13 protein-coding genes are annotated in these 11307 nt (G+C 63.5%); 8 read left to right on the plus strand and 5 right to left on the minus strand.

What is annotated here, in order from left to right; all coding sequences use genetic code 11:
- Together EN991_RS09135 and thpR are read left to right on the plus strand one after the other, a co-directional pair.
- Positions 1 to 233: SGNH/GDSL hydrolase family protein (locus tag EN991_RS09135; protein WP_348630498.1), on the plus strand; the 233-nt coding region annotated here is incomplete at its 5' end.
- 125 nt (positions 234 to 358) lie between these two features.
- Entirely contained in the window at positions 359 to 955 is a 597-nt protein-coding gene (gene thpR / locus EN991_RS09140; protein ID WP_063169549.1) for an RNA 2',3'-cyclic phosphodiesterase, read from the plus strand.
- On the opposite strand, the gene EN991_RS09145 is transcribed toward thpR, so the two are convergent.
- Complete coding sequence (locus EN991_RS09145; protein ID WP_013528818.1) at positions 859 to 1377, minus strand: low molecular weight protein-tyrosine-phosphatase; 519 nt, start codon at positions 1375 to 1377, stop codon at positions 859 to 861. The two genes, thpR and EN991_RS09145, sit on opposite strands and share 97 nt — an antisense overlap.
- A 50-nt stretch (positions 1378 to 1427) precedes the next feature.
- Between EN991_RS09145 and EN991_RS09150 the strand changes: the two genes are divergently transcribed.
- The 3 genes from EN991_RS09150 (at position 1428) to EN991_RS09160 (ending at position 2984) form a co-directional block, all read left to right on the plus strand.
- Positions 1428 to 1724: a 4a-hydroxytetrahydrobiopterin dehydratase gene (locus tag EN991_RS09150; protein WP_127368611.1), complete on the plus strand. Its 297-nt coding sequence runs from the start codon at positions 1428 to 1430 to the stop codon at positions 1722 to 1724.
- A 123-nt stretch (positions 1725 to 1847) separates the two neighbouring features.
- Entirely contained in the window at positions 1848 to 2210 is a 363-nt protein-coding gene (locus EN991_RS09155; RefSeq protein WP_127368612.1) for a YkvA family protein, read from the plus strand.
- 270 nt (positions 2211 to 2480) lie between these two features.
- Complete coding sequence (locus EN991_RS09160) at positions 2481 to 2984, plus strand: invasion associated locus B family protein (RefSeq protein WP_013528815.1); 504 nt, start codon at positions 2481 to 2483, stop codon at positions 2982 to 2984.
- A 55-nt stretch (positions 2985 to 3039) separates the two neighbouring features.
- On the opposite strand, the gene EN991_RS09165 is transcribed toward EN991_RS09160, so the two are convergent.
- Positions 3040 to 4389, minus strand: coding sequence for a chloride channel protein (locus EN991_RS09165; RefSeq protein ID WP_127368613.1), 1350 nt, complete (start codon positions 4387 to 4389; stop codon positions 3040 to 3042).
- Positions 4390 to 4872: 483 nt separating this feature from the next.
- Between EN991_RS09165 and rlmN the strand changes: the two genes are divergently transcribed.
- Genes rlmN through EN991_RS09180 form a run of 3 tightly spaced genes read left to right on the plus strand, consistent with a single transcriptional unit; the run spans position 4873 to position 7033 of the window.
- Positions 4873 to 6108 (plus strand): 23S rRNA (adenine(2503)-C(2))-methyltransferase RlmN, encoded by a 1236-nt coding sequence (gene rlmN / locus EN991_RS09170; RefSeq protein WP_027162882.1) that lies wholly within the window; start codon positions 4873 to 4875, stop codon positions 6106 to 6108.
- On the plus strand, positions 6105 to 6554 hold the full coding sequence (locus EN991_RS09175; protein ID WP_127368614.1) for a hypothetical protein: 450 nt from the start codon (positions 6105 to 6107) through the stop codon (positions 6552 to 6554). The genes rlmN and EN991_RS09175 overlap by 4 nt, the downstream gene beginning before the upstream one ends.
- Positions 6554 to 7033: a hypothetical protein gene (locus EN991_RS09180; RefSeq protein ID WP_063173380.1), complete on the plus strand. Its 480-nt coding sequence runs from the start codon at positions 6554 to 6556 to the stop codon at positions 7031 to 7033. Before EN991_RS09175 ends, EN991_RS09180 begins: the two co-directional genes overlap by 1 nt.
- A gap of 6 nt (positions 7034 to 7039) precedes the next feature.
- On the opposite strand, the gene EN991_RS09185 is transcribed toward EN991_RS09180, so the two are convergent.
- The 3 genes from EN991_RS09185 to EN991_RS39825 form a co-directional block, all read right to left on the minus strand.
- The gene (locus EN991_RS09185) at positions 7040 to 7681 is read right to left on the minus strand and encodes a LysE family translocator (RefSeq protein ID WP_013528810.1); all 642 of its coding nucleotides are present in this window, start codon (positions 7679 to 7681) and stop codon (positions 7040 to 7042) included.
- A 125-nt stretch (positions 7682 to 7806) separates the two neighbouring features.
- Entirely contained in the window at positions 7807 to 9882 is a 2076-nt protein-coding gene (locus tag EN991_RS09190) for a bifunctional diguanylate cyclase/phosphodiesterase (RefSeq protein ID WP_127368615.1), read from the minus strand.
- Between the two features lie 412 nt (positions 9883 to 10294).
- Positions 10295 to 11307 (minus strand): hypothetical protein (locus EN991_RS39825; protein ID WP_164768935.1); only part of this gene is annotated, 1013 nt, incomplete at its 5' end.

The following is an 11307-nucleotide window of genomic DNA, read 5'->3' on the forward strand; positions in this document are numbered from 1 at the left end:
CCGCACCCAATCTCGGTCCCGACTACCAGAGCGCCTTCGACGCCATTTTCCCGGACCTGGCGAAGAAATACGACGTCGCGCTCTACCCGTTCTTTCTCGACGGCGTCGCCGGCCAGCCCGGCATGCAGCTCGAGGACGGCCTGCATCCGAGCGCACGAGGCGTCGACCAGATGGTCGAACGCATCCTGCCCGCGGTCGAGAAGGTGATCGCGGCGGTGCCGGGCGATTCCTAGCGGGTTGGAACTGTTTCCGCCCGGCGAGCTTTTAACAGGGACTGTGGCCAACAAACCTCTTGCTCCGTTTGACTATCGATGATTCGCTATGGGTGACAGTTCGATTCGAGGAAGGGAGGCTCTTCATGCCGCGTCTTTTCACCGCCCTCGAAATTCCGCGTGACGCTGCCCTTTCGCTGTCCCTGCTGCGGGGCGGCTTGCCGGGAGCTCGCTGGATCGACGTCGAAAACTACCATCTGACGCTGCGCTTCATCGGCGATGTTCCCGGCCATGTCGCCGACGAGATCGCCAACGCGCTCGACCGCGTCCACCGCCCTTCTTTCTCGCTGGCGCTGACCGGCGTCGGCGCTTTCGGCCAGAAGAAGCCGCATGCGGTGTGGGCGGGCGCTTCCGCCTCGCCCGATCTGGCCGCCCTTCAAGGTGAGGTCGACCGCATCTGCCAGCGGCTCGGCATCCCGGCCGACCCGCGCAAATTCATGCCGCATGTGACGCTGGCGCGCTTGCGCAATTCGACCCCGCTGGACGTTGCCCAATATCTGTCGGCGCGCGGCAATTTCTCGACGCTGCCGTTCCGCATCGGCCGTTTCGTTTTGATGTCGTCGCGCGATTCGGTCGGCGGCGGACCCTACATCGTCGAGGAAGCCTGGCCGCTGTCAGGCACGGACGCCCGCGCCTCCAGCCTTGTCGCCAGCGCCTCCGACGCCTCGCGGATCATGCGATAGGCGGAAGCGAAGGCTTCTGCCTCGTCATGATAAGGATCCGGCACGTCGCGTGCCTTTCCCTGCGCGAATTCCAGGAACAGATGGATACGGTCCTGCACGGCCGCCGGCGCCAGCGCCTTCAGGTCAGCGACATTCGACCGGTCCATGCCAAGGATCAGGTCGAAACGGTGGAGGTCCTGCGGCGTGACCTTGCGCGCCCTCTGCCCGGAAATGTCGACGCCGTGCCGCATGGCGACCGCGATCGCGCGTCGATCGGGGGCAGAGCCGGCCTCCCAGTCACTGGTTCCCGCCGAATCGAGCAGGATATCCCGGGCCGACCCGCGCTCGGCCCAAACGGCGCGGAAGACACCTTCCGCCAGCGGCGACCGGCAGATGTTGCCGAGGCAGACGAAGAGAATGGAATTTATAGGCTTCGCGCTCATCGATCCGTCGCTATGGTGAGGGTCGTTTTCGAATAGCACAGGATAGGGACATGGCGAGAGAGAAACTGGGCAGGCAAGCCGCTGAAGCCGCATTGACGGGCCTCGACGGCTGGGCGCTGGCGAAAGACGGCGCCTCCATCAAGCGCACATTCACCTTCGCGAATTTCTCCGAGGCTTTCGCCTTCATGACCCGCGTCGCGCTTGCCGCCGAGGCGATGGATCATCATCCCGACTGGTCGAATGTCTACAAGACCGTCGACGTGACGCTGAACACCCACGACGCCGGCGGCGTGACTGCGCTCGATATCGATCTGGCCACGAAAATGAACCGTTTTGCCGGCGCCTGAGGCCTGGTATCGCCTCGGCAGGCCCAAATCGGCACCGGCATCTTGTAGCGGGGGTCGGGTTTCACCACATTTTCCCCCGCGGGGCAGGCGCCGGATGCGCATGAGCCCCGCAAGGAGAGACTGATGGCGCAACAATCCGGTTTTGATTTCTTCGGCTTTGGCGGCAAGCCGTCAGACGAGAGCGAAGTGCGCGAGAAATTCTGGCGCACAGCCAAGAAGGCCGCGCGGCAGATCCCCTTCATGGAAGAGGTCGTGGCCGCCTATTATTGCGCCATGGACAAGAACACGCCGCTGCGCGCCAAGGGCATTCTGCTGGCCGCGCTCGGCTATTTCGTGCTGCCGGTGGATGTCATCCCCGACTTCGTCTTCGGGCTTGGCTTCACCGACGACATCGCCGTGCTCACCGCCGCGATCACCGCCGTCAGTGCCCACATCACCACTGCGCACCGGCAGGCCGCCAGGGACGCCATAGCCGACAAGGGCTGAACACGCGCGCGGAACGCCGTTGGAGCCGGCTTTCGGCGACAGCGTAAAAAGTCAAACTCTTGCCGCTTTCGTGGCCTCCAAGTCGCCAAAGGGATGTCGCGCCACCCGCTCGCAGGGCGGCGGCGCGGGTATGGTGGCGGTTTCCTCGGGGTGAGGGTCCTTTTCTCTTCGGAAATTCACCGTTTGGTAACCCAGATTAAATCAAAATGAAGCGACGGGCAGGACGCCAAGCCGGCCTGCCTCCGCACCATTTGGAATACGGGAAAAGCGATGCGCGGATTGATTGCGATAGTTTCGAGTCTGGCCCTGGTGGCCGTGGCAGCGCCGGCACTGGCGCAGTCGGCGACCAAGATCGGCCAGCACAATGCCTGGGGCACCTACAGCTACCAGGCATCGGGCGGCAAGGTCTGCTATGTCCTGACCGTGCCGACCGACAAGCAGCCGCCCACGCTCGACCATGGCGATATGTTCTTCTTCGTCAGCCAGCGGCCCGGCCAGCAAGTGTCCTACGAGCCGCAATTCATTGCCGGCTACAATTTCCAGGAAGGCTCCAAGGCCACCGTGACCATCGACAAGAAGACGTTTTCGATGTTCACGCGCGGCAAATCGGCCTGGGTCGAGAATGCCGCCGAGGAGCCGGTACTGATCGCCGCCATGAAGACCGGCACCGACATGAAGGTGACGGCGAAGTCCGGCCGCGGCAATCCCACCTCCTATGTCTTCTCTCTGAAGGGCATTTCGGCGGCGCTGACATCGATCGCCAAGTGTAAATAGGCAAAGCTACTTTTTTTGAGGGAAAGGCCGGGCCGCGAAGCCCGGCCTTTTTCTTTCATACTTGCCCCGGCCCGGCCTCCGCCCGGCGGCGCCGGATCGCCTCGGCGATGAAGACACGCGATAGCGCGTGATAGAGCGGCTCGTGCGAGATCATGCGCGCCGTGCCGTAGCCCAGCATCGAGGCCAGCATCAGCGCGATGACATTGTCGTGATTGCCGGTCATCTCCAGGATGATGACGAAGGCCGTCATCGGCGCTTGCACCACACCGGCGAAATAGCCGGCCATGCCGAGCAGTGCCGCCACCCCAGTGCTCGCGCCAAAGAGGAGGCCGAGCGAACTGCCGATGCCGGCGCCGACAGCCAGCGAGGGCGCGAAGATACCGCCCGGAATGCCCGAGATCATCGACAGCAGTCCCGCCAGGAACTTTTCGGCGAAGAAGAACCACGGCAGCGGCGTGCCTTCGACGGCGCCCCGCGCCTGGACGTAACCGGTGCCGAAGGTCAGCCCGCCCGAGGCGATGCCGATCACCGCCACCGCAAGCCCGCAGATTGCGGCCACGATCAGGGCGCGCCGCAAAGGCTGCCCAGTGTTCCAGCGCCGGATCCGCCGCGTCGCCTTCAACGCCAGCAGCGAGAACAGCGCGCCGAACCCGCCGCCGATGACGCCGCAGGCAAGCACCAGCGGCCACTCGGCGGCAAACGAGATGGTGTCCCTGGCGACGCCGAAATAGGTGTAGTTGCCGAGCAGGCCAAGCGAAGCGAGACCGGCCAGGATCACCGCCGTCAGCACCAGCCCGTTGGTTCGCGCCTCATAGGTGCGGCCCATCTCCTCGATGGCGAAGACGATGCCGGCCAGCGGCGTGTTGAAGGCGGCGGCAATCCCGGCGGCCGACCCGGCCAGGATCAGACCCCGGGCCTGCACCATGCCGCCCCAGCGTGCCGCCTGCAGCATCAGCGACGCGCCGACTTGCACCGTCGGACCCTCGCGACCGATCGAGGCGCCGCAGAACAGGCCGACGATGGTGAGCATGATTTTGCCGGCCACCAGTTTGAGGGACAGGATGTGGCTGCGGTCCTCGTCGTCACGCAGATGGCGGGCGGCGATCGCCTGCGGAATGCCGCTGCCTTGCGAACCGGGAAAGAAGGTGTGGGCAAGCCAGGCGCACAGCACGAAACCCAACGGCGTAATGGCAAGCGGCAGATAGAAACGCCAGCCGCCTGCATCTCCTGTCATCAGTTGAAACAGTTCCTGCGCCCTGTCGGCCAGCACCGCGAACAGCACGCTGATCACACCGATGCCAAGCGCGCCGGCCCAGAACACCAGGCGCGGCTGCCAGACCCGCCGTGAGCCCCACATCGCGCGCGAACGCCGCAGCATGGGATATTTTCGCGATGTGCCGGCCATGTCTGTCCTCGAGCGGGGAATGTTTCGGCCTAACACAGCTGGGCAGTCTATTAAACTAGCGCCGGAAAAACCTGTCGTTGGCGCTCGCCTGAGTGCCAGGCGGAAGCATCGCTTCGGTGAAAGGTCGACCCCCACTCCGTCGAGCTACGCTCGACACCTCTCCCCCGATCGACGGGGTAGAGGAAAGGCGCGAATTTGCCAGCCTTGGCTCCCTTCCTCTCCCTCCGGAGGGGGAGAGGTGGCGTTGCGAAGCAGCGACGGAGTGGGGGAAGCCATCAGCCAAACGCGCTGCCGCCGCAAGACAGGCATTATCGGGAGAGAAATGCCCGCCATGACGAGGGGCGGTGCCGACGTCGTTCCAAGGCGATCGTAGATCGTAAAGCTAGCTGAGCATGACTCTGCCCTCAACCTGTGCTATGCGCCGCGCTTCCTTTCCGGCACGATGCGTGAAATCGGCCGCAAACCGCTTATATCAGTGCAACCATGACCCTTTCATTCGATCTCACCACTGACAGCGCCCGCGACGCGTTGCGTGCCCGCTCGGCACAGCCCGAAAAGCAGTCGCTGATCGGCCTGACGCGGATCGAACTCGCCGAGACTCTGGTTGCATCAGGCGCTGTGCCCGAGCGCCAGGCGAAAATGCGCGCCCAGCAGCTGTGGCACTGGATGTATGTGCGCGGCGTCTCCGATTTCGCCGGCATGTTCAACATCTCCAAGGATCTGCGTGCTGAGCTCGACAAGCATTTCACCGTCGCCAGGCCCGAGATCGTCGAGGAGCAGATTTCCGCCGACGGCACGCGAAAGTGGCTGTTCCGCTTTCCGCCGCGCGGCGCCGGCCGGCCTGTCGAGATTGAGACTGTCTATATTCCCGAAGAGGGTCGCGGCACGCTGTGCATCTCCTCCCAGGTGGGCTGCACGCTGACCTGCTCGTTCTGCCACACCGGCACGCAGAAGCTGGTGCGCAATCTGACGGCCGAGGAGATCCTCGCCCAGCTGCTCACCGCCCGCGACCGGCTCGGCGATTTCCCTGACCGCGACACGCCCGACGGCGCCATCGTGCCGGCCGAAGGCCGCAAAGTGTCCAACATCGTCATGATGGGCATGGGCGAGCCGCTTTACAATTTCGAAGCGGTGAAGAAGGCGCTGCTGATCGCTTCCGACGGTGACGGCCTGTCCCTATCGAAGCGGCGCATCACGCTGTCGACCTCCGGCGTCGTGCCGGAAATCTTCCGCACCGGCGAGGAAATCGGCGTCATGCTGGCAATCTCACTGCATGCCACCAATGACGATCTGCGCGACTTGCTTGTGCCGATCAACAAGAAGTATCCGCTGAAGGAACTGATCGCCGCCTGCCGCGCCTATCCCGGCCTGTCGAACGCCAAGCGCATCACCTTCGAATATGTGATGCTGAAGGACGTCAACGATTCCATCGAGGACGCCAAGGGACTGATCAAGCTGCTCAAGGGCATTCCGGCCAAGATCAACCTGATCCCGTTCAACCCGTGGCCGGGCACCAATTACCAGTGCTCGGACTGGGAGACGATCGAGAAATTCGCCGACTACATCAACAATGCCGGCTATGCCTCGCCGATCCGCACGCCGCGCGGCCGCGACATCCTCGCCGCCTGCGGCCAGCTCAAATCCGACTCCGAGCGCATGCGCAAGGTCGACCGGCTGGCTCTGGAAGCGATGATGATAGCGGGGCACGGCGAGGCGTGAACCGCCCCTTCGCCTGGCTAAGACGCCTCGCCATCATGGCGGTCGGCTATATCGCCGCCGTGCTGACCTCGATCCTGGTGCCGGTGCTGCTGATCGCTCTTCTGGAAGGCATCGAAGACGGCAACTGGTCGATCATTTTCGCCTTCGACTGGCTTGGCTCGTTCCCGCTCGCCGTGTTGACCGTAATGATCGGCGCGCTGTTGATCGTCGGTCCGGCGCTTTTTGTCGCCGAACGGTTTTCACTTCGGGGATGGTTCTACTTCGCCGCCACCGGTGCGATCACGTCCATCGCCTTTGGCGTATCCATGCCGCGCTCGGCCAGCAGCTTTGTCTTCAATCCGGGCTTTCTGGGTTTTCTCGCCACCGCCGGCATCGCCGCCGGGTGGATCTACTGGCTTCTGGCTGGACGCAGGTCCGGCACGGGCCGGAATCTGGGCCGGGATTGATGGCGCGTCTCGTCGGCTACCTCATCCGTTTCACCGTCATCCTGTTCGGCTATGCCGTCGCCTCGCTGGCGGCGAGCGCCTTCCTCAACATCCTGTTCCTGGCATCGCTCGGCTACACGCCGGAGCATGCGCATCCGACGGCGACGGCTTCCCTGTATTTCTCAATTCCGTTCGCCGCCCTGTTCGTCGCCTATTTCGCCCTGATGCCGGCCTCTGTCGTCATCCTGCTTGCCGAAATCCTGGGCCGGCGCGACTGGCTGTTCTATGCGCTGGCGGGCGCGGTGGTTGCCGGTGTTTTCCTCGGGCTTGCCGACCACAGCGGTGACACCGCCTTCGCCGTCAGGGACACCAGCGCCATCATGGCCGTGATCGGCAGCGGCATGGTCGGTGGTATCTTTTACTGGCTCAGCGCCGGGCGCTGGGCCGCAAGCTGGTGGCAAGGCGAACCAGGATCAAAAGAGGATGGCCGGACAGGATGACGGCGCCTACTTCGCCTGCGCCGTCAGGATCTTGAGGGCGAAGGCGGAGAACACGCCGGCGAAGAGATAGTCGACCACCCGCGTAACGCGCGGGCTTGCCTTCATCGCCGCCGAAAACTTTTCCGCCGCCAGCACCATCGGCACCGTCACCGGGACCGACAGCACGATGAACATCGTGCCCAGGAAAAACAGCTTTCCCGGTGCGTTCGGATCATGCGCGGAGACGAACTGCGGCAGGAAGGTCATGAAGAACAGGATGATCTTCGGGTTGAGCAGATTGACGCCGAGGCCCGCCGCCCAGCTGCGCAACAGCGAAATCTCGGGTCCCGTCTTCTTCTCCGGCGAAAAGGCCGAGCCCCTGGTGATTGCCTGCCAGGCCAGGAAGACGAGATAGCCGGCGCCGAAGATCTTCAGCACGAAGAATGCCATCGGCGAGGCGACGATCAGCGCCGAGACGCCGACCACCACCAGCGTGGTGTGGATCAGCGTGCCGCACAGCGCGCCGGCCATCGAGGCAAAGCCAGTGGCACGGCCCTGGCTCAGCGTGCGCGAGACGAACAGGGTCATGTCCGGCCCCGGCGTGATCGCCAGGATGACCGTGGCGATGGCGAACTGGATCAGCGTGGTGGTGTCTGGAATGAACGACATGAGCGGCCCTGGGGAATTGGGAGGCCTATACAGGATGCGCCATGTCGACGCCAGACACAGCAGCGATCCGATCTCGATCCAGCAGGCGTCTGCACGGCATTCGCTGGGCGCCGGCCGCGGCAGTCCTATGCCTGCCTGCTCAGCCGTATCCTCGCTGGCTCCTCCGCGAAGAGTCGATCGTTGCGGACATCGGTGTCCCCGGTGATCTGGTCGATCGGCTTGGGCCGGCCGAGAAAATAGCCTTGCGCCTCATTGCAGCCTTCGACCTGCAGGATGGTGAGCTGGACATGTGTCTCGACGCCTTCGGCGAGCACCGGAATGTCGAGGCTGCGGCCCAGCGTCAGCACCGCCCGGATGATGGCCTTGGCCTGCGGGCTTCGCTCGACATCGGCCATGAATGAGCGGTCGAGCTTGATCTTGTCGAAGGGAAACGAGCGCAGCGTATCGAGCGATGAATAGCCGGTGCCGAAATCGTCGATCGCGATCGTCACCCCAAGCGCCTTGACCTGGCGCAGGACATGCAGCGTGCGCACCTTGTCGGCGACGATCGTCGATTCGGTCAACTCCAGCTCCAGCCGTTTCGGCGACAGCCCGGTCTCGATCAGGATCTGATGGACGAGCTTGGCGAGATCGGCATGGGCGAACTGCACCGGCGACAAATTGACCGCGATCTTGTGGCCATTGCCCCACGAGGCCGCCTGCCGGCACGCGGTCCGCAGCACCCATTCGCCGATCGCCATGATCGAGCCGTTCTCTTCGGCAATCGGGATGAATTCGGCGGGCGGGATCATGCCATGCACGGGATGGGTCCAGCGCAGCAGCGCCTCGTAGCCGCAGGTGGCGCCGGTCGGGACCGAGGTCTGCACCTGATAGTGAAGCGAAAGCTCGCCGCGGTCGATCGCCTGGCGAAGGTCGGTGGCCAAGGCGCGGCGCGCCCGCGCCGTCTCGTCCATGGCGGATTCGTAGAAGCAGACGGCTCGCGTCACGTCGTTCTTCGCCCGGTACATGGCAAGGTCGGCGTTGCTGACCAACCGCTCGCGGTCGGCCCCGTCGCGCGGATAGACCGCGACGCCGATGCTGGCGCCGGCGGCGATCTCGAAATCGTCGAGCCGCAACGGCTCGAACAGGGATTTCTCCAGCCTCGAGACCATGCCGAGCAGGTCCTTCTGATCCTTGAAGCGCTTGATGGCGGCGAACTCGTCACCGCCGAGCCGTGCGACGAACTCGCCCTCGCCGGTGAGTTTCGCCAGCCTGCGGGCAACGATCTTGAGAGCCTGGTCGCCGGCCGCGTGTCCCCTGAGGTCGTTGATCTCCTTGAAGCGGTCGAGATCGATGACGATGACCGCCGCCATCGTGTCCTCGCCCTCGCATGCCCGGTCGATCTCATGGTCGAGGCGGTCGTTGAAGGAGACCCGGTTGGGAAGGCCGGTAAGGGCGTCGTTGAGGGCGAGATGCTGAAGCCGCTCGAAACTCTCCAGTCGGCCACGCTCATCGATCAGGTAGCTGGCGAAGCCGGTGGCCGCGACGATCAGGCCGACCACGGCGACGGCGACCGCCATTGCCACCAGAATATCGGGATTGGTGCCTGTGCTGATGAAGGACAGCGGCGTCACCGCCACCGCGGCCATAGCCGTGAAATGCAGGCCGACGATCGCCAGCACCAGCAGCCCGATGGCGAGATAATGCGACCAGCCGTATGGCCGGCGTACGGCATGGCCGACGGCCAGGGCGGAGAACACCGCCGAGATGACCAGTGAGGCCACGACATAGGAGCCGTCCCATTCGACAATGCCGGCAACGTGATAGGCCATCATACCGGTGTAGTGCATGGCCGAGATCGCCAGGCCGACGACGACGCCGCCCCATTCCGGGGCCAGCCGCCGGCTCTTGCCGGATGCGAGGGTGAAGCCCAGCCCGGTGCCGACGATGGCGATGACCAGGGACGCCATGGTCAGGACCGGATCGAAGGTGATCGGCGCGCCGGGCTGGTAGGCCAGCATGGCGATGAAATGGGTGCACCAGATCGACGAGCCGGCGGCGACCGCGGTCAGGAACAGCCAGCCCTTCATCTGCACGCCGGTGGTTTTCCTCGAACGGTCGAAGAGGCCGATCGTCACCCAACAGCCGGTGACGCACATCAGCGCCGCCAGGAGGACAAGCCACAGATTATGCTCCGTGGCGATGCATGATATAACGCGCATCGAGAGTCGCCCAAGCCCGAGGAGCCCGCGATGTGCGAGCAAAAGCTGCTCCGGCATCGACATGCGAACCAGGACAACTCTGTCCTGCTTGCTTAGCGTGGCCGCATGAAAACTTGATTAAATCCGCCAGTCGAATGCATCCTATGATTGTAGCAGGTTGTTTCCCAGAGCATGGCCCCGAAAAGCGGGCCGGCTTCTCGGACAACCGATTTTTTCGTTTATCCAGACATCATGCCCGCCGCCTGCCTCACGCTGGATCGGCAGTCTGGCACGCAGATCAGCGTGCCGCACAGCGCGCCGGCCTTGAGCGCATCGATCATCGTCGGCGCATCTCGCGCAAACCCCGGCGCGAGGCCGGGGCTGTTGGTACCAAGACAGGCGATGATGCCGGAAGCGGGACGTAGGACCCAGCTTAGCCCCCGAAACTTCTCACCGCGTTGGGTCGCATGGTGTCCATGGTCGCCCCATTGCGATCCTCGTCAAGCAGCGAGTTGCTGCCGAAGCTGGCGCGCACGCCGATCAGGACTTCGTGGCTTGAATAACCCGTTTCGGAGACCGTGGTCCGCTCGAACTGATAGCGCCCAAACAGCGACCACGGTGTATCGTCGAAGCGGTATGTGGCCTGAACGGCGGCGTCAAACATGTCCTCGTTGGAGCCCACGAGCGTTCTGTGGAAATCGAGTTCGGCATCCAGGCGAAAGTTCTTCTGGACGAAATAACGCGCGACGCCGCGGACACCCCATTGGTCGAAACGTTCGATATCGAAATGTTCGGAATCGAAGGTGAACTGGCCATAATAGGCTTGGCCGTAAAGGGTCAAATTGCCGAGATAGACCTGGGCTTCCGGCCCCACCTGATAGTCGTACACACTTACGTCGCGAAGGAAATTGGAGCCATAGGATTTGTAGGCAGCGAAAACGCCAGCCGCAAAACTGTCGGGATCGCGATAATAGCCATGGATCGCGGCGCCGGTGCCATCCAGGTGAAAGTCGTCCTGCCAGATGCGATCGTAAGTGAGGTCGCCTTGCAGGTTCCAGCGCCCGGCAAACGGAATGTTGACGCGACCTGCACCACCGCCGCCCCGGACCGTGTCGTCGTTGCCGTCGGGAAACCTTAGTCCGCCAAGGTAAAGTTCGCCGTAGCCGGAGATATGCGGCGTGACCATCGTTTCTTCTGCGATCGGCTGCAAGATGTCGGCCGCGTAGGCAGACGTCGCCACGACCAATGACGCGACGACAATAGGAAAACGCTGCATGTGACCCCCGAATATTCCGAATATACTGACGCAGCTAACACGCGGAAGGCACCAGAAGTAAAAAGAAATGGACGCGACCGCTCGACTTGCCCGATTGCAGCCGAGGTGCAGCATTTTTGCAACGAAAGCTTGTCTTCGACCACTAAAATCAAGTGCTGCCGCATCTTCGC

This window comes from Mesorhizobium sp. M7A.F.Ca.US.005.03.2.1, from assembly GCF_003997795.1.
In the GTDB taxonomy this organism is placed as follows: Bacteria; Pseudomonadota; Alphaproteobacteria; order Rhizobiales; family Rhizobiaceae; genus Mesorhizobium; species Mesorhizobium ciceri.